This is a genomic window from Streptomyces sp. NPDC048002 (assembly GCF_040653275.1).
In the GTDB taxonomy this organism is placed as follows: domain Bacteria; phylum Actinomycetota; class Actinomycetes; order Streptomycetales; family Streptomycetaceae; genus Streptomyces.
Window position 1 is genome coordinate 236,809 of the sequence record NZ_JBEZNL010000002.1, and the last position, 17,857, is coordinate 254,665.

The following is a 17,857-nucleotide window of genomic DNA, read 5'->3' on the forward strand; positions in this document are numbered from 1 at the left end:
CCGAAGCAGTACAACAGTTGTGTGACATTGTCTCGTCCGCTGACGCCTTGCAGAAGGTCCGCTGCGACTTGGCCGTCGGCAGCGCCCATGGCCAGGCCGAGCACTGCCTGCGGCCTGGCGAACGAGGGTGCCTTCGCACGCGGCGTGGTGTTCAGTGTCGAAGCGGACCTTGCCCAACCGGCTGACGGACTTGATGTCATGGTGGTCGAAGATGCCGTTGGCGCCGGTGTCCAGCTTGGCAACGCGCTTCGTCTCCTCCTCGGTGAGGTGGAAGTCCGAAGACGTCGAGGTTCTCGGCCATGCACGCGGGGCGGGCGGACTACGGGATGACCACGACACAGCGCTCGATCAGACAGCACAGGACCACCTGGGCCACGCTCTTGCCGTGTGCGGTGGCGATTTCGGTCGGGACCGGGTTGGTGAACAGGGCGTCCCGGTCCTGGGCCAGGTAGAAGTTGGAACATCTACCGCCGGATTTGCCGAACTAGCGCTATGCCGCGGTTGCTCGCACCGCGGCATAGCAAGCGACTACACGCGTCGGCCCAAGCAACCTTGTTCGGGACGAAGAGTCAAGCAGACGGAATTCCGATTAGAGTCTCCGATGCGATGCGACTCACAATTTCCTGTTCGGCAGAGTGCAGGAAGAAATGATCGCCAGAAACTTCATACTTTACGAACGAGGACTGTGTGTACGCGCTCCACTGTTCCATGACAGCTCCGTCGGCTTCCTCGTCCGCACCGCCATAAAGGGCGACTATTGGACAGCCGATACCAGCGGGACTGGTCGGGCGATAATTGTCGAGTATGGAATAATCGGCACGGATAACCGGGATGTAGAGCTCCATAAGCTCGTCATTTTCCAGTAGCTCCGGGGGTGTTCCGCGTATTTCCAGCAGCCGTTTGCGGAAATCGCGGTCCGGGCGGTCGAAAATAGGCACCTCGGGAGTCGCCAGGTGCGGGGGCCTGCAGGCGGACACCACCAGAGTGCTCGGCTTCGGACGCCCGTCTGAAACCATCCTCCTCCCAAGCTCATAGGCGATGATCGCCCCGAAGCTGTGGCCGAAAATGCCGTACGGGACGCGACCATCGGCATCTATCGCGGAAGACAGATCGTCCAGAAGACCGGAAAGGTCAGAAATCGGGTTGTCCGTGCATCGCGACCCCCGCCCGGGCAGCTCAACCGGGAGGATGTTGAGGAATTCGGGCGCATACGCCTTCCAGCCTTCGAAGACGCGTGCGGAACAACCAGCGTAAGGCAGGCAGTAGAGGTTGAACCGCTGCCCTCCGACCGGCGCCGAAAAGGACATCAACACCTCGAGACGCCGAGCCAGATCCGTGATGGTAGGGTGCTGGAATATTTCCTGGAGGGGCACTTTGAAGCCCAGTCCGGCCGTAAGCGAACGCTGCATCTGGACCAGAAGAATCGAATTTCCCCCCGCATCGAAGAAATTCTGGTCGTCATGCGCGAATTGAATCTCCAAGGTTTTCAGCCACGCTTCCGAGATGATATCCCGGTACGTTCTTTCTGGAGAAAAGGTGTGAGTCATGGGACTATCTCCTTTCCAGTCAGGGCCATGCGGTCGACCTTCCCGGCGGCAGTTCGGGGAAGGGCCGCGAGCACGGTGACGCGGGTCGGCGTATGGCTGGGGGGAAGGCGGTCCCGCAGCCATTCCTTGACCTCCGCCTCACTCGTCCGCTCCGCGACCACGAACGCCGTGATGGAGGCGCGGTCCGGGCGGTCGTCATCGCACAAAAGTGCGACCGCTTGGGAGATCTCAGGGTGTTCCTCCAGCGTGCTCTCGATTTCCCCGAGTTCGATGCGGTGACCGCGCAGCTTGATCTGACCATCGTCACGACCGAGAAAGACCAGCGAACCGTCGGCGTGCCGACGTGCCCGGTCCCCGGTCCGGTAGACGAGGGTTCGGCCATGCGGCGTTCGGCGGTGGCAGAATCGTTCGCTCGTCAGCTGCGAGCGCCGCAGGTATCCCTTCGCGAGTCCGGCGCCGTAGAGCAGGATCTCGCCCTCGTCCGGATCCCCTTGGCCCTCCGTGTCCAGACAGGCGAACGTGTCCGGGAGCGGGGAACCCAGCGTGATCGGGTCGTCGACGCCGATCAGCGCGGCGGTCGCCCAGATGGTGGCCTCCGTGGGGCCGTACAGGTTCCACAACTCCTTGCAGACGGGCGCGAGCTGCCGCGCCAAAGCTGGGGTGAGGGCCTCGCCTCCGCACCAGATGCGGCTTCCGGCCGCCCCGTTCCAGGTACCCGTGGTCACCAGCCGCCAGAAGCTCGGGGTCGCCTGCACTACGTCCGGCGCGTGTGTGTCCAGGAAGTCGACGAACACGTCGGGGTCGAGACGTGCGTCGGCGGGAGCCACCAGGAGTCGGGCGCCGACCGTGAGCGGAAGGAGCATCTCGGCCATGGAGATGTCGAAGGAGAGGGATGTCATCGCGACCATGGATTCTCCGGCCGAGAGGCCGGGGGTGCGAGCAAGGCCGGACAGGCGGTCGAGCAGCGCCGCATGGCTGACCATGACGCCTTTGGGCGCGCCGGTGGATCCGGACGTGTAGAGGACGTAGGCTACATCGCCCAGCGCATCGTCGACGCCCGGCGCGTGCTCCGGTTCGGTCACTTCGAATGCGCATTCCGCGGTCGCCCGCACCACGAGCGAGGGGCGGGCGTCCGCCAGAATCCTCCTCCTGTGCTCCTGAGGGCTCTGCCGGTTCAACGGAAGCACCGGGCAGCCGGCGCGTGCGGCGGCGAGGATCGCCACGGCACCGCTGAGCGGGCTGTCCATGTCGAGCGCCACCAGTGAGCCCCGGTCGGCCCGACGCCCGATGACCTCAGACAGCCCGGCCACGTACCGGACCAGTTGGCGGTACGAGTACCGGCGCTCGGCCACTGCCGCCGTGGCCTCCGGATCACGCCGCGCCTGTTCGTGGACGACGTCCCATATGGTCCGCATGACGCTATGCCCCTTCCCGCACCAGCTCGTCCACGCGGCTCGCGTAGTCGGTCAGTACGGGGTTGCTGAAGAGCACGGTGAGCCCGATGGTCACAGCGAACTGCTTGCGGACCTCTGCGGTCACCCGGGCAGCCCTGATGGAATGGCCGCCGATGGTGAAGAAGTCGTCCTGGGTATCGGGGCGGTGACCGAGGTACTGGGCCCAGATGTCCGCCATGCGTTCCAGGGTGCTTCCCCCGGTCACCCCCGTGTCGGCGGGCGAGGCGGTGAGTAGGGCTGCGGACAGGGCGCCGCGGTCGATTTTTCCGTTGCCGTTCAAAGGGATCCTCTCAACGTGGTGAATGGCGTTGGGCACCATGTAGGCAGGGAGTCGCTGTCCAAGAGCGGCGCGTACTCCGTCCTCCCGCGCCGTCCCGCAGTAGAAGAAGAGCAGCGTCGGGTCGCCGTCCGGGCCGGGGAGGACCGTCGCCGCCGCCTGCTCGACACCAGGCACACTCAGCGCCGACTGCTCGATCTCGGTGAGTTCGACGCGATAGCCGCGCAGGCTGACCTGGCCGTCGCGCCGCTCAACGAACTCGAGTTCTCCTCCTTCGTTCCAGCGGCAGATGTCCCCGGTGCGGTACCAGGTGGAGCCGTCCCCCTCGCGCACGAAGCGCTCGGCGGTCAGGGTCTCGTCGCGGTGGTAACCGAGTGCCAGGACGTCGCCGCCGACGCACAGTTCGCCCTCTTCGCCCGGAGCGACGATGACACGGCCGGCAGGGTCAGTCAGCCGCACTGTGGCGTTGGCGATCGGGCGGCCTATGGCAGGCAGGCCGGTTCGGGGCACGTACCGCAGGTCGATGCCAGAGGTGGTGACCACCGTCGACTCGGTCGGGCCGTAGTGGTTGAAGACCGCTGCGGGGAAGTCGGCGGGGGGATAGACCCGGAGTCTGTCACCACCGGTCGTCATGATCCTCAAGGAGGGCGGTACGCCGTCCAAGGCGAAGAACTGCTCCGCCAGGGGGGTGCTGAGGAAGCACTGCTCGATGGCACAGGCCTCGAGATACCCGGCGATCGCGGAGATGTCGGCCGTGTCGAGACCGCTTTCCGGAAGCACCAGCGTGGCGCCGTTCGCGAGGGTCGACCACACCTCCCACACCGAGGCGTCGAACCCCAAGCCGGCGACGGCGCCTACCCTGACCCCGGGGCCCGTACCGTAGGTTTGACGGTGCCAGTCGATCAGGTTGACCAGGCTGTGATGTCCGACGGCGACTCCCTTGGGGGTGCCGGTGGATCCGGAGGTGTAGATCACGTAGGCGGCAGCGTCTCTGGCCGTGCCGACGTCATCCGCTCCGCCGTACGGGCAGACCGGGACTCTCCCGCCCGGGCCGTCCGGATCCGGGACCCGCCAGCGCTGCTCCGGTTCGGCAATGACGCCCAGCTGCCCGGCACCGATGAGGACCGTGCGGATCCGGTCGTCGGGCAACGACGGGTCCAGCGGAAGGTAGGCGCATTCCGCCCGCCAGATGCCGAGCTGTGCCACCACGCCGGGTATCCCCCGGGTGAAGAGAGTGGCGACGAGCCCACCGGGTGCGTGGCCCTCCATGTTTCTCACGCTTGCTGCCACCTCGGTGGACCGGTCCCACAGCTCCCCGAAGGTGAGCCGTTCCTTTCCGCACTCGACAGCCGGCTCGTGGGGCGAGCGTTGAGCCAACTGCTCTATGAGACGGTGTACGGTCCGCTGTTCGGTGCGGTTCGCCATCAGCGGGTTACTTCTGTTCTTCATGACACTTCCAGCTCAAGCCGTTCAAGCACCGGAATTCCGAAGTGGAGCCTTGTCGTGGGGGGTTCGACCAGCCTCACGTCCTGCCATGCCCGAGAGATCTTCTCGATGACTATCTGGACCTCCATGCGCGCCAGCCCGGCGCCCAGGCAGTAGTGCTGTCCCTGCCCGAAAGCCAGGTGCTTCCTGATACTGCGGTCCAGCCGGAGGGCGTCGGGGTCGGCAAAGGCGCCAGGGTCGCGGTTGGCCGCCCCCAACATGAGCAGCACGAGGTCGCCGGCCTCGATGCGCTGTCCGTCGAGGGTGATGGGCGCCGTCGCGACACGGGCTATCTGCCGTACCGAGGTGTCGAACCTGAGGAGCTCCTCCACCGCGGTGGCCGGGTCCGCGCTCCGCAGATCCCGCCATGCGCCGGCGTGCAGGACGGATCGCAGTGCCTTGCCGATGAACGTCGACGTGGTCTCGAAGCCGGCGTAGACGATGAGTCCCGCGACGGCCTCGATGTCGGCCTCGTCCGCCTCGCCGCTCTCCTGGGCCTTCTTCAGCAGGGCGAGACCGCTGTCAGGCGGGAGGTCAGGGCTCCCCAGGGCCGCGCCGACGGCGTGCTGGATCTGGCTCAGTGCCAGGTCTCCGCGACGGGACACCTCCGGGAGGTAGTCCGCGACGAGCAGCGCGGCGATGTCCTGGGACCAGCCCTCCAACCGTGGGGCGATTTCGGCGGGAAGGCCCAGCACTCGGCAGATCACTCTGCTGGACAGTGGGACGGCCAAGTCGGCCATGACGTCGATACGGCCCGGCCGTCCGGTGAACAGGTCGTCGATCTGTTCACCGACGAACGGGCGCAGGCGGGCCAGTCGGCTCGCGGAGAAGAGCGGCGCGGCGAGACCACGCAGGGTCTTGTGGCGTGTGCCGTCGTTGAACATGAACCAGCGGCGCACGGTGTCGGCGGTGCGACCGCCCGCGTTCGCCGCGTCGGCCCCATCGTGCAGGACAGTACGGCCGCGTTCCGGCCAGGCGGACGACAGCGCCGGATGCCGGATGAGTTCACCGACCTGCTCGGTCCCGGTGATGAACCACACACCCAGCACCTCGTCCCGGTGGACGGGCGCGACCTCCTTCAATGCCAAGTAGTCCGTACAGGGATCAGGCTGGACGACGGCTGCGTGCGCGTAGGGACAACGGCTGGACACGGATCGGCTTTCCTCACTCGCGGGGAACTCACTCAGTACTCGAAACTCAGGGAAACGGTCCGGTCGATCTCCGGCAGGAGCCGAGCCAGCTGTGCGTGCGTGTCCACGTTGCCGTAGCACACATAGACGTTCGCCAGCCTGCCCCGGCGCCAGTCGAGCGCCACCCCTTCCTCGTATTCCGCGGTCACCAGAGAGATCTCCGCCCTGTCCCGAAGCCGCTCCACCCCGCGCATCGTGAGCAGCCGCTTCGCCCCGGCGGGCGGCGGCTTCGCGTACAGGAAGGTGACGCAGCCGGGATCCCACTCGTCCACCAAGCGGGGCGTGCCCGGCCTGCCAAGGGCGAGTTCCACCGCGATCCTCACCAAGCTGGGGCCGCCCGCCTTCTGCACCAGTTCGTTCACCCGTCCGCCCAGACGCCCGTTGATCTCGATGATCTGCGGCCCGTCAGCAGACAACTTCACTTCGGTGTGGCAGACCCCGAGGCGAACACCCAGGGCACGAAGGGCCCGGGACGTGAGAGAGGTCACGGCGGCGGCTGTGTCCGGCGGCAGATCCGCCGGGAAGAAGGAACCCGTCTCCCGGAAAGGCTTGGCCAGCGGAAACTTCCCGAGGACAGCCACATGTTCGATGTGGTCATGGAAGACGGCGGAGTCGACCGATACGTAGTCGCCCCAGGAATTTTCCGTGGGTAGCGAGGGGATCTCCGCCTCGAGCACGAACGGCTCGGACGGGGCGGACCCGTTGTCCGGGAAGACGTCCACGGCGGCCCGTGCGGCGTCGTGCGTGTCAAGGATCCGGTAAGTGCTGCGGCTGCCGGTGCCGGAGTCCGGCTTCAGCACTGCGGGCCCACCGATCCGGGCGAAGGCGTCGAGCAGCGAGAGCCGGTCAGTGACCAGTTCGGTGGCGACGGCCGAGACACCCCAGTCGTTGAGTAACCGGCGCTGTACGGACTTGCGGGTCAGTGCCTGGATTACGGCAGGGCTGTGGAAGGGCAGACCGAGTGCTGCCGCCAGCCTGGACGTCAGGTCGAGCTGGTACTCGCTGAACGTCACGATGCCGTCGGGATTCAGGCGCCGGATGTGCTCGACCGCCTCGGCGAAATCGATTCCGCGGATGTCGCACAGGACACCGAACTCCGCCATCAATTCGGTGGCGGGGTCCTCGTGCTCGGAGTCGGGGCAGACGAAGACAGGGACCGCGAAATCCTCCAGTGCGATCACGATGTCCGTGACCCCGACGGATCCCACGTCGTGGACCACGGCTACTTTCGGTGTCTTCCGCACAGGCTTCTCCGGCCATTCCGATTCACCCACGGTCGCCGTCTCCCCGGAGAAAGCCGAGAACGGCGGACCTCGTGTCCGGATGACGGAGCAGATCAGCCCGGTCGCAGTCGATGCGCACCGTGCGAACGCTCTCACCGCGCAGCCATTCCGGGGCCTCGGTGTACCCACGGGACACGACGTTCACAGTCCGCTGCGTCCGAACGGCGGGGTCGGCATCACGGCAGGCCAGCAGGTGAGTGATCCAGGCGATGTGGGTACCGTCGACTGTCTGGGCAACCAGGCCGGCGACGTCGTCGGTGACGCCATCAGCGGCCAGCGTGCGGACCATGCGGCTCACTAGGTCCGCCCGTACGGTGTCAATGAGCAGCTGAGGGTGTTCCCCCAACTCCACCAGGTGCAGCGGGGGCTCCGTCGTTGCGGGCCCGTCCTCTTCGATCTGCTGGACTGCGGTCAGGTAACAGTCCTCGATGTCGCCAATGGTGCACGGGCTGGCGTCGAAGCAGATGAGGAACGGCACTTCGCCGGTCTCCCGGGCCACGACCTCCGCATAATGAGCGGCGACCCCACTCGAGGCGCAGTAGCCGAGCACGGCGGGCACCCGGCCGCCCTCGCGCGGTTCCCTGCTGAACAGGGCCTCCGCGTAGGCCACCGCGGTGGCGTCGGTCTGGCTGTGGCGATCCAGCAGGTAACGCGTGCCGAATCCCTCGTGCTCCAGCTCCAGATCGGCGATGTACGCCTCCGGACGGCGCCCCGGATAGTCAATGACGTCGAGAGTCAACGACTGTCTTGACGGGTCAACCATGGCTCAGGCCAGCCCTTTCATGAGATTCCGGCAGCGCTTGGACGGCAGCGCGTTCAGGCCGGTCGGCGGCAGCCATGACCGAGTTTGCCTCTCGCGATGCCGTGACGATGGTCCGTGCGGCGCTTCCCGTCCCGGTCCTGTCTCGCTCCCAACAACAGGACGGCGACCTGCCGATACCCCTCCGCCGCAGCCCGGAGTGAATGCTGTCGATCGGCGCGACCCATGGCTTATGATCCCCATGCCAAGCCCTCTACCTCGGGTTCTGGACATGGGGGGCAGAGGATCGATGACACCCGCAACTTCGGGAAGGGACAGAAATCTGTCCGCGCAGGAACTTCGGTTCCGCGTACTCGGCCCGCTCGAAGTGTGGGCGGGCGGCGAACGAGTGCGGCTCGGCGGCACCATTCAGGAGCGGGTTCTGGCTACGCTGCTACTCGCCCCGGGACGAGTGGTTCCGGTCGTCCGGTTGGTCGAGGCCGCCTGGGGTGAAAGTCCGCCCGCGACTGCGGCGCACCAGGTGCGCAAGGCCGTCGCCGACCTGCGTCGGCGTCTGCCCTGCGGTGGAGAAGTGATCAGCACCGACGGTCCCGGGTACAGGGTGCTCACGGCGGCCGCCCGCTTGGACCTCCTCGACTTCGACGCACGGATCCAGGCGGCTGCCCAGGCCGTGGCGGCCGGGCGGTCGGACGACGCCTGTTTGGAGCTGCAGAACGCACTCGGCCTGTGGCAGGGCCCCGTCCTCGCGGGTGCGGGAGGCCCCGTTGTCGACCGCGCGGCAACCGCGCTGGAGGAACGCCGCCTCGCTGCAGTCGAGCAGTTGTACGACCTGCGCCTCGGGCTCGGTGCGAGCAGTGAACTCGTGGCCGATCTGCGGGCCCTCGTCGACGCGCACCCCCTGCGTGAGAAGCTGCGCGGCCAGTTGATGCTTGCCCTGTACCGCTCAGGCCGGCAAGCCGACGCCCTGGAGGAGTACGGGAAGGTACGCGAGCTGCTCGTCGAGGAGCTCGGTGTCGATCCGGGGCCCCATCTGGTCAAGTTGCACGAGGGGATCCTTCGGGAGAGCACCGAGCTGGCCGCACCGCAAGGCATGCATCCCGCCCCCGCCAAGGTGCCCGACGAGCGGCACGGACCGATCTGCACGCTGCCGTACGCCGTGCCGGACTTCACCGGCCGGGACAGGGAACTGGCCTTCCTGCTCGATCGGGTCCGGGCCGAAAGAGGACCAGACGAACACAGCGCCCGAGTCGTGGCCATCGACGGCATGGGCGGCATGGGAAAGACGTCGCTCGCGGTACGGTCCGCCCACGAGCTCGCGGCGGAGTTCCCCGATGGGCAGCTCTATGTGGATCTGCGCGGATTCACACCAGGCGAGCAGTCCCCCGTCTCGGCCTCCACAGCGCTGGACACGCTGCTGCGGGCGCTCGGCACCCCGAGCGAGCGCATTCCTGAGGACCTGCTGGGACGCACAGCGACGTGGCGGGCCTCACTGGCGGGACGCCGGATGCTGCTCCTCCTCGACAACGCCTCCGACGCCACTCAGGTCCTCCCGCTGCTGTCAGCTCCCCCGGGTTGCCTGGTGCTCGTCACCAGCCGGGTACGGCTGGTCGACCTGGATGGCGTCGAGTGGATCTCCCTGGGGCTGATGTCTCCCGAGGAGAGCGCCACGCTGGTCGTCAGGACGCTCGGCGCGGCGCGGGTGGCGGCCGAGCCGGAGGCCGTCGCCGAACTGACCGAACTGTGCGGTCACCTACCCCTGGCACTGCGTATCGCCACCGCGCGGCTACGCAACCGGCCACGGTGGACCGTGCGGCATCTGCTCGAGCGACTGCGCGACGAGAGTCGCCGGATGGACGAGTTGAGTTCGGGCGACCGCAGTGTCGCAGCCACTCTCCAGTTGTCATACCTGGCGATGGAAGAACGGTACCGCTCCGCGTTCCGTGTCCTCTCGCTGCACCCAAGCGCCACCATCGACGCACACTCGGCGGCCGCACTGCTCGACGTCGGCGTCCGGGAGGCCGAGGACATCCTGGAGCTGTTGCTCGACGTGCATTTGCTCCAGCAGCCGGACCTGGGCCAGTACGCCTTTCACGACTTGGTGCGCAGCTTCGCCCAGAGCCGGAGCGGTCCGACAACGGAACGGACCAATGCGGACGCTCTCGAACGGCTGCTCCGCTACTACCTGACGGCTACCGACGTAGCCTGCGACGTGCTTTTTCCCGGCCGTACTGCACGCTCCAGCGGGATACCCCCCTATCAGGGCGAGCTTCCGGAGTTCCTGGCGGAGAAATCCGCGCGGCTCTGGTTCGGCCGTGAGCACCAAGGACTCCTGGCAGCCGTGGATCTGGCCGACCGGCTCGGCCATGACCGGCATACCGGCTGGCTGATCCGCAATCTTGCCTTCCATCTGAACGGGGGCGGGTACTTCGAGGAATTCCGGTCACTCGGCCGCGTGGCCGTCCGAGCCGCACGCCGGCTTGACGACCTGGTCCTCCTGAGCATCAGCCTGTCCAGTCTGGGTGTGGCCTGCTGGAAGCTCGGATCCTTCGAGGAGGGCATCACCGTGGCCCGTGAGGGACGCACGATTGCCGTGCGCCTCGGCGACCGGGATGCAGAGGTGCACAGCGAATCCACCCTTGGCCTGCTGATGTCGATGTTGGGGCGCTACAACGAGGCGCTGCCCCTGCTGGAACGGGCCATCAGGCTGGCCCGGGAGCTGGGCACCCCACGATCGGAGGCGGAGACCCAGACGACCCTCAGCTCGCTCTACGCGCGTTGGGGCCGTTACCCGGAGGCGGCGGGAGCCGCCCGCCATGCCCTCGAACTGGAGCCTGGCACCGCCGATCCTGTGAACGAAACCATGGCCCTGGCCGATCTGGCCTTTGCCCAGTTGGGTATGGGCCAGTACGCAGACGCCGAGGCGAGTCTGAACCAGGCACTCGAAAAGTGCGATGACAGCGTGCCGCAAGGGGACGTCGCCCTGGTGGTCGCGTTGTCCGCTGAGGTGGCGCACCGTCTCGGCAACAGTGTCGTGGTGTCGGGACTAGCCGAGCGTGCCCGCACCCTCGCACGGTCGGGCGGTACACCAGTCCGCCAGGCGAGGACCGAGAACATACTCGGCCGCCTGTACACCGCCCAGGGGCAGTACTCGTCGGCGATGGCACTGCACGCCCACGCGCTCAAACTGGCATCGGCCATCAAGTTCTGTTCGGAGGAGGCCTCGGCGCATCTGGGTCTGGCACGGGCGGCCGAAGGGCTCGGTGACACCGCGGCAGCCGGAAGGAGCCGAGCGATGGCAACGGAGTTGTTCGACCTCATGGAGCTTCCGGTGACCGGCCGCGGTTACTGATCCGGGCTCGGAAGATCACTGCGCGATGACCGCCGGCCCCTTGTTGTCCGCGACGATGACGTGCTGCGCGTCCGGCTGCCCGACCGTGCCGGACTGTGCGGTCGCGCCCAGACCGAGCGCCAGGGCGACAGCCGCGACGATTCCTGTCAGTCCGACCAGCTTGGTGCGCATACTTTGACTCCCCCTGGGATGTGCGGGCCGTTACGGCGCCGTGCGGTGACTTCCTTGTTCGACATCCGTGACGATTCCGCAGGCCGCTCCCGAAGCGTTCCCATCTCCATACCGCGAGAAGGAACGCGTGGTCACAGCGTTACACCCGCGACATGACACCCCTGCGGGGCGAGTACTACATCCGTGCGAACACTCCCGTGCTCGTATTCCGCCAAGTCCAGCAGGGCCCGCACCGTCGCTCGGATCCCGGCCCGCTCCGCCTCGGCCGGCGCGGCCGTCCCGACCGCTGCCGGTTCCCGCGCGGCGATGTCCACGACGAGGTGCATTCCGTCGACGGTCAGCGTCCGCACCCGGACCAGGGGGCCTGCTGGCATCTCTCCGCCCAAATGGGGACCCGGGTACCCGCCCTGCTCGAGGAGCCGACGCAGCGTCGCGGTCCCTGGCAGGACGCTGGCGGGTCTGCCCAGCTTCCGGGCGACGTCACTGACCACTTCCTGGGTCCGCGCCGCCACCCGGTTCGTGGGTTCGGCCCCGAGGGCGGGGCGCACCATGTCACGCACGTCCCCCTCGGCGTAGAGGAGCCGGTCGATCCCGTACGTGTGCGCGGTGTGCTCCAGCAGTCCGCGGAGGGCGAGGGGATCGGTGAGGTCGGCCGGGATCAGCCGCTGCGGCGGTACTCCGGTCCGTCTCAGGAGCTCCGGAGCCAGGAACAGTGAGTCCGCCACCGCCCAGACCTCGAAACCGGCCGCCACCGCCGCCCGTACGAGCGCGGGTCCGGGCATCACCATCAGGACCCGCCGCGTGGTGTCGTCGCCGTTCACCGTGCCTCCGCCGCAGACAGTGCCGGGGAGTCCAGCCCAGTGATCCCGTGGTCCGCGTACCGCACGGGTACGTCGGATATCACCGCGACGGACGCCGAGTAGCCGGGTGCCGGATCCAAGTCCGCCATACGGATGCGACCGACCAGTTCCGGCCGGTCCTGGAACGACGTCACCGCGGGAGGGGCGTCCGCCGCGGTGACCGTCATCCGAGTCATGGGAACGCGCAGGCCCGTCCCCATCGCCTTGAGCACTGCCTCCTTGCGGGTCCAGGCGCGGAAGAAGGTCCGGGGTGTGTCGTAGGCGCGGACCGCCGCCTCGGCCGCGGAGAGCACCTGCGGACGCAGTTCCTCCAACGGGAGGGCCTCGTCGATCAGCTCGACGTCCACACCTACCGGCCCGGCGGTGGAGAGCGCCACGGCGACCAGGTTGCCGGAGTGGGAGATGGAGGCCTCCCACCGTGTTCCCGGGAGGGTCGGCTTCCCGTGCGGGCGCAGGCAGTCGGGGCAGGACGAACCCACGATCACGCGGTTCGCGGTCGTCGCGAGCAGGTTGGCCACGAGGGTGCGCAGCAAGGCCCGGCCGGCAACGAAGCGGTCCTGGTCGGCGGTCTGCCTCAGGGTGTCGGACCGTTCTCGTTCGGCCGGGGACAGCAGATGGCGTCGGCTGCGTGCCGCACCGTGCACGGCGGCCCACCAGATGTGGCACGTTCCGTCGTGTTCACGTGGTCTGTCGTACACGCTCGTCCTCGATGAATGTGGCGAGCCGGCCGATGCCGGTCCGGATCTCTTCGGGTGTCAGGTAGCTGAGGGAAAGCCGCAGTCTGCGCTCCCCGCCCGTGGGCTGGAAGTAGCGCATGGGTGTCCACAGCACCCGGTAGTCGCGTGCGGACCGCTCCAGCGCCTTGTCGTCCGCCTCGAAGGGAACCGAGACCACCATGAAGAAGCCGCTCTCGGGCGTGTTCCAGGAGACGGGCCCGCCCGGCGCGCCGAAGGCGCGGGTCAGCTCGCGGTGGGCGGTGGCCAGGTTCTCCCGATAGAAGCCGGCCGCTTCGGCATTGGCCCGGCGAAGACTGAAGTCGCAGTTCAGCAGCATCCCCCCGGCGATCGCCTGGGTGATGGGCGAGGTGTTCACCGTGACCATGCTCTTCACGTCGGACAGGGCGTCCGCCAGGAGCCGTGTCGGTCCCGTGCCGTCGTGGAGCACCTGGTCCGCGATCACGTAACCCAGACGCAGGCCGGGGAACCCGGACTTGGAGAAGGTGCCGATGTGGACGACCCGCGCCCCGTCACGGTCCAAGGCCTTGAGCGAGGGAGGGCTGGTCACGGGTGCGAACACGGCATAGGCGTGATCCTCGATCAGCAGGAGGTCGTACTCCTGGGCCAGGGCGAGGAGTTCCTCACGTGCGTCGAGCTCCAGGGACGTGCCGCCGGGATTGGCTCCCTCCGGTACGACGTACAGGGCGCGCGGCCGTCGGCCCTCCCGGAGCAGGCGCCGTACGACGGAGCGGACCTGTTCGGGTTCCAGCCCCCGTTCTCCTTCTGGCACGTGCTCGACCTGGACGCCCAGCAGCAGAGCGGCCCCCGTGATCCCCGCATAGCAGGGTGAGGCGACGAGGAGGACATCGTCCGGCGCGCCGAACAGGGCCCGCAGGGTGATCACCAGCGCCTCCTGACAGCCGGTGGTCACCACCACGGACCTCGGGTCCACCGACACCTGCTCGTCGGTGAGGAGCATGGCGGTGATCAGTTCGCGGATGATTCCAGAGGTCGCCCCGTACTGGAGCAGTTCCGTGGCGACGGCGCCTTCGCCGAGCCCGCGCTCGGTGCGCAGATACTCCAGGAAGCGCTCCAGATACGTCTGCAGGGACTTGAGTTCCAGGAACCGCTCGTGCGGGCGCCCCGAGGCGAAGGAGACGGCCTGCGGGTAACGGGCCGTGGCCTCGTTGAGGAAGGTCATGACAGTCAGCCCCGGATCGCTGAGCGAAGGGTGCAGATCCGCTGTGGTCAGCATGCTCGGTCCCCTCTCCTCGGCTGGAGCAGCCCGTCCAGATCGGTCAGATTTGCCCGGCCGGCCAGCACCATGGCCTCTTCGAGTTCGCCGCCCAGCCTGGCGAACAGCCGGGCCGCCGCGTCCGCGCCGCCGACGGCGAGCGCCCAGAGCAGCGGGCGCCCGGTGAAGACCGCCCGCGCGCCGAGCGCCGCGGCGATCAGGATGTCCGCGCCATGGCGTACACCGCCGTCGAGATAGACCTCGCATCGGTCACCCACTGCCTCGGCCACCTCGGGCAGGGCGTGCAGGGACGGCACCGCGCGGTCCAGCTGCCGTCCGCCGTGCGAGGAGACGACGACCCCCCGGGCGCCCATGTCGGCCGCCCGGCGGGCGTCCTCGGCGCGCAGGACTCCCTTCACGACGACCGGCAGCGCGGTCTGGTCGCACAGTCGAGCGAGGTCCGCCCAGCCGAAGGTGGGGTCGTGCGTGGCCTCGGCGTGCAGGGCGATCGCCGACGCGCCGGCCCTGTCCACTTCGGCCACCGTGCCGACCTGGCACGGCAGGTTCACCGGTTCCACGCCGGAGGGCAGTGCGAACCCGTTGCGCAGGTCGCGGCGCCGGGTGCCGAGGCGCGGAGCGTCCGCGGTCAGTACCAGAGCCTGGTACCCGGCTCGCTCGGCGCGACGGGCCAGTTCCCCGACGACCTCCCGGTCCCGCAGGGGATAGAGCTGGAGCCACAAGGGGCCGGCGGCCGCTTCGGCCACCTCTTCGAGGCACACACTCGACAGCATCGGCACGACCGTGAGTGCCCCGGCCCGCCCCGCGGCCTCGGCAACCGCACGTTCCCCCGCGGGGTGCACCAGCCGCTGGTAGGCCATGGGGGCCGCGGCCACCGGCAACGAGACACGGCTGCCGAGCATCGTCGTGGAGAGGTCCGGCCGGTCGATGCCACCGAACACCCGGGGGCGCAGGGCGTACTCCCTGAACGCATCTGTCTCCCAGGCCAGGGTCAGCTCGTCCCCCGCGCCGCCGCGGACGAAATCCGCGACAGACTGCGGCAGGACGGCATCGGCGGCCCGTTCCAGCTCGTCCGCCTCCGCGGAACCGACCTGAGCGGGTACCACTATTCGGTCCTCCCGCCCGCCGGCACGAGTTCGTTCGCGCGCAGACGCTCGGCCGCCTCGTACAGGGCCCGGATGTTGGCGCTGCCGAACGTCCGCGCGTCGCGCCGCTCGATGAGCTCGAAGAAGACCGCCCGGTTGGCGAACGGCGAGGCGGTGAAGATCTGCAGCAGATCGCCCCAGTGGTCCCGGTCGCCGAGGATGCCCAGATCGGCGAGGACGGCCGCGTCCTGGGCGGAGTAGCCCAGCCGGGCGGGAAGCTCGTCGTAGTAGGTGGCCGGCGTCGACAGGAATTGCACGCCGCGCGCCGCCATCGTACGCACCGCGCCGACGATGTCGTCGGAGCGGAACGCCACATGCTGCACGCCACCGCCGCCACAGGCCCGGAGAAAATCGACGAGCTGGCCCTCCGCGCAGTCCGGTGCCACCAGAGTGAAGGTGACCGTGTCCCCGGTGCCTCCCTGGAGCACCAGCGACTCCATGACCTGGTCCCCGACCTCGATGGTCTCGACGAACGTCCGCCGCAGCCCCAGAACGTCCCGGTAGAAGGCTTCGGTCCGGGTGAGCGTGCCGCCCGGAAGGCAGATCGCCACGTGGTCGATCTCCCGAATCGGTCCGGCGGTCGGGGGCCCCTCCGGGAGCGGGTGGAAGCCGGGCAGCAGGCCGTCCGCACCGATTCCCGAGAGGAAGGTGTGGCGGAGTGTCTCGACCCCGGCAACCGTCGCGGACGTGATGTCGCCGCAGGTGGACGGGGCGGCAACCAGGGCCGCTCCGCCGACCGCCGCCGCCTCACAGGCGGCCGCCACGTCGTCCACCCGGAGCGCGATGTCGCGTACGCAGTCCCCGTGCTCGGCGACGAACACGGCGACCTCGCTGTCCGGACGTGTCGCGGCGGTCACCACGACTCGGGCGCCATCATGCCGGAGCAGGACGGACCGGCGGCCAGTGAGGTCGTCCTCCGGCGGGGACGTGGCGGCCACGGCGTGGAATCCGTAGCCGTCCCGGAAGACCTCCAGGCTCCGCTCCAGGTCGGAGACGAACAATTCCAGGTGATCGATCCCGTATATCTCCATGATCATTCCCTTGCTCGACGATCGGTTCACGATCGGTTCAGCCGTTGGTGGTGGCCCCGGACCGGGGCCCGGCCTGCCCGGAGTCCCGGGCGTCCGTGGATTCCGCGGGGGCGGCGGGAGCGGGGTCGGCAAAGGACCGCACCCCGGGTACAAACAGCGGCACGACGGTGGTGACGGCGAGCGCCACGAGCGCGACCGTCAGGACGGCCCGCAGACCGAGCAGATCGGCCGCCAGGGGAGCCAGTGCGAGGCCAACGGGCTCCAGGGCGTAGGTGCCGAGCATCTCCACCGCGAACACTCGGCCCAGCAACTCGTCCGGGATGGAACGCTGGAGCGCACTGGCCCACAGAACACCGAAGAGGCCGTATCCCAGGCCGGTGAGCAGGACGGAGAAGCCCAGCCACGGGATCGGCGCCCCGGTCATCATGCAGACGAGCTGAACCGCGCCCAGCCCCAATCCCAGCACTCCCACGGTGCCGGGCCGGCTGGGCGGGCGGGCACCGACGGCGAGCCCGCCGATCGCGGAGCCCGCCGCCTGTAGCCCCAGCATCAGCCCGTACTGGTCCATCTGCCCCTGTGCGGAGAGGTGGATAGGGAGCAGAACCAGCATGGGTGCCATGACCAGGATCAGCTGGAGAGTGCCCTGACCGATGATGGCGGCCACCCACGGCCGGTCGAGGACCGCTCGAAACCCGTCTCGGGCGTCGGCCAGTACGCTCGTGCGCTCCTCCCGCTGGGGACGGGAGTCCCGAATCCCCAACAGAGCGACGATGCTGACGGCGAACGTGGCCACATCGATCCAGAACGCGGTACGGGCACTGCTCACCGCAAGCAGCAGCCCGCCGAGGGCGGGACCGACGATCATGGCGACGCGGGAAGTGGCCGACAGCAGTGCGTTGGCCTGCGGCAGCAGCCCGGGGGCGAGCGTGGGCAGCAGGGCGCGGTGGGCGGGGCGGAACAGGCCACTGCCGAATCCCATGCCTGCCGCCAGGACGGCGGCCAGCAGCAGCGGCCCCGACGCCGCCCCGAGAGCGAATCCCACGACGCACAGCAGTCGGAGCACATCGGACGCGATCATCAGCCGGGAGCGCCGCAGCCGGTCGGCCAGTACGCCTCCGCCAAGCGCGACGGCCACTAGGGCGAGGCTCTCCGCGCCGAGGACCAGCCCCAGGTCGGAGCCGGACCGGTCCTCCAGCACAGCCGCGGCCAGGGCCGCCACGAACATGCCGTCACCGACGGTGCTGAGCGCCTGTCCCAACCACACTCGCCGGAACGCCGGCAGACCGAGCGGGCGGAGTATCTCCGTCTTCACATCAACCTTCCATCTCTGATACCTG

The 17,857-nt window shown here is 68.4% G+C and carries 14 protein-coding genes; 1 reads left to right on the top strand and 13 read right to left on the bottom strand.

Annotated features, from left to right (window positions below; all coding sequences use genetic code 11):
• Nucleotides 1-569 precede the first annotated feature (569 nt).
• From AB0E07_RS04065 to AB0E07_RS04090, 6 genes are all read right to left on the bottom strand, one after another.
• The gene (locus AB0E07_RS04065) at nucleotides 570-1,547 is read right to left on the bottom strand and encodes an alpha/beta fold hydrolase (RefSeq protein WP_362246159.1); all 978 of its coding nucleotides are present in this window, start codon (nucleotides 1,545-1,547) and stop codon (nucleotides 570-572) included.
• Nucleotides 1,544-2,962 (bottom strand): AMP-binding protein, encoded by a 1,419-nt coding sequence (locus AB0E07_RS04070; protein ID WP_362246161.1) that lies wholly within the window; start codon nucleotides 2,960-2,962, stop codon nucleotides 1,544-1,546. The genes AB0E07_RS04065 and AB0E07_RS04070 overlap by 4 nt, the downstream gene beginning before the upstream one ends.
• Before the next feature lie 4 nt (nucleotides 2,963-2,966).
• The gene (locus AB0E07_RS04075; protein WP_362246163.1) at nucleotides 2,967-4,727 is read right to left on the bottom strand and encodes a non-ribosomal peptide synthetase; all 1,761 of its coding nucleotides are present in this window, start codon (nucleotides 4,725-4,727) and stop codon (nucleotides 2,967-2,969) included.
• On the bottom strand, nucleotides 4,724-5,914 hold the full coding sequence (locus AB0E07_RS04080) for a cytochrome P450 (RefSeq protein ID WP_362246165.1): 1,191 nt from the start codon (nucleotides 5,912-5,914) through the stop codon (nucleotides 4,724-4,726). The genes AB0E07_RS04075 and AB0E07_RS04080 overlap by 4 nt, the downstream gene beginning before the upstream one ends.
• 32 nt (nucleotides 5,915-5,946) lie before the next feature.
• Entirely contained in the window at nucleotides 5,947-7,056 is a 1,110-nt protein-coding gene (locus AB0E07_RS04085) for an ATP-grasp domain-containing protein (protein ID WP_362246816.1), read from the bottom strand.
• A 163-nt stretch (nucleotides 7,057-7,219) separates the two neighbouring features.
• Complete coding sequence (locus tag AB0E07_RS04090; protein WP_362246167.1) at nucleotides 7,220-7,975, bottom strand: hypothetical protein; 756 nt, start codon at nucleotides 7,973-7,975, stop codon at nucleotides 7,220-7,222.
• A gap of 310 nt (nucleotides 7,976-8,285) precedes the next feature.
• On the opposite strand from AB0E07_RS04090, the gene AB0E07_RS04095 reads away from it, so the two are divergent.
• On the top strand, nucleotides 8,286-11,345 hold the full coding sequence (locus tag AB0E07_RS04095; RefSeq protein WP_362246169.1) for a BTAD domain-containing putative transcriptional regulator: 3,060 nt from the start codon (nucleotides 8,286-8,288) through the stop codon (nucleotides 11,343-11,345).
• 15 nt (nucleotides 11,346-11,360) lie between these two features.
• Here AB0E07_RS04095 and AB0E07_RS04100 read toward each other — a convergent pair whose 3' ends face one another.
• The 7 genes from AB0E07_RS04100 to AB0E07_RS04130 form a co-directional block, all read right to left on the bottom strand.
• Nucleotides 11,361-11,516, bottom strand: a complete 156-nt coding sequence (locus AB0E07_RS04100; protein ID WP_333754889.1) for a hypothetical protein — start codon at nucleotides 11,514-11,516, stop codon at nucleotides 11,361-11,363.
• A 131-nt stretch (nucleotides 11,517-11,647) separates the two neighbouring features.
• Nucleotides 11,648-12,337, bottom strand: coding sequence for a hypothetical protein (locus tag AB0E07_RS04105; RefSeq protein ID WP_362246172.1), 690 nt, complete (start codon nucleotides 12,335-12,337; stop codon nucleotides 11,648-11,650).
• Nucleotides 12,334-13,074 carry a 4'-phosphopantetheinyl transferase superfamily protein gene (locus AB0E07_RS04110; RefSeq protein WP_362246174.1) on the bottom strand — a complete coding sequence of 247 codons (741 nt, stop codon included), beginning with the start codon at nucleotides 13,072-13,074 and terminating at the stop codon, nucleotides 12,334-12,336. Before AB0E07_RS04110 ends, AB0E07_RS04105 begins: the two co-directional genes overlap by 4 nt.
• Entirely contained in the window at nucleotides 13,055-14,347 is a 1,293-nt protein-coding gene (locus tag AB0E07_RS04115) for a PLP-dependent aminotransferase family protein (protein ID WP_362246176.1), read from the bottom strand. The genes AB0E07_RS04110 and AB0E07_RS04115 overlap by 20 nt, the downstream gene beginning before the upstream one ends.
• Entirely contained in the window at nucleotides 14,341-15,450 is a 1,110-nt protein-coding gene (locus AB0E07_RS04120) for an alpha-hydroxy acid oxidase (protein WP_362246178.1), read from the bottom strand. Before AB0E07_RS04120 ends, AB0E07_RS04115 begins: the two co-directional genes overlap by 7 nt.
• The gene (locus AB0E07_RS04125) at nucleotides 15,450-16,520 is read right to left on the bottom strand and encodes a VOC family protein (protein WP_362246180.1); all 1,071 of its coding nucleotides are present in this window, start codon (nucleotides 16,518-16,520) and stop codon (nucleotides 15,450-15,452) included. Before AB0E07_RS04125 ends, AB0E07_RS04120 begins: the two co-directional genes overlap by 1 nt.
• 37 nt (nucleotides 16,521-16,557) lie before the next feature.
• Complete coding sequence (locus AB0E07_RS04130; RefSeq protein WP_362246182.1) at nucleotides 16,558-17,832, bottom strand: MFS transporter; 1,275 nt, start codon at nucleotides 17,830-17,832, stop codon at nucleotides 16,558-16,560.
• Nucleotides 17,833-17,857 lie beyond the last annotated feature (25 nt).

What these genes read in the sequence shown, in the direction of transcription:
- AB0E07_RS04065 (WP_362246159.1), bottom strand. Translation starts at nt 1,547, where the DNA reads ATGACTCACACCTTTTCTCCAGAAAGAACGTACCGGGATATCATCTCG.
- AB0E07_RS04100 (WP_333754889.1), bottom strand. Translation starts at nt 11,516, where the DNA reads ATGCGCACCAAGCTGGTCGGACTGACAGGAATCGTCGCGGCTGTCGCC.
- AB0E07_RS04125 (WP_362246180.1), bottom strand. Translation starts at nt 16,520, where the DNA reads ATGGAGATATACGGGATCGATCACCTGGAATTGTTCGTCTCCGACCTG.
- AB0E07_RS04115 (WP_362246176.1), bottom strand. Translation starts at nt 14,347, where the DNA reads ATGCTGACCACAGCGGATCTGCACCCTTCGCTCAGCGATCCGGGGCTG.
- AB0E07_RS04085 (WP_362246816.1), bottom strand. Translation starts at nt 7,056, where the DNA reads ATGGCGGAGTTCGGTGTCCTGTGCGACATCCGCGGAATCGATTTCGCC.
- AB0E07_RS04070 (WP_362246161.1), bottom strand. Translation starts at nt 2,962, where the DNA reads ATGCGGACCATATGGGACGTCGTCCACGAACAGGCGCGGCGTGATCCG.
- AB0E07_RS04095 (WP_362246169.1), top strand. Translation starts at nt 8,286, where the DNA reads ATGACACCCGCAACTTCGGGAAGGGACAGAAATCTGTCCGCGCAGGAA.
- AB0E07_RS04075 (WP_362246163.1), bottom strand. Translation starts at nt 4,727, where the DNA reads ATGAAGAACAGAAGTAACCCGCTGATGGCGAACCGCACCGAACAGCGG.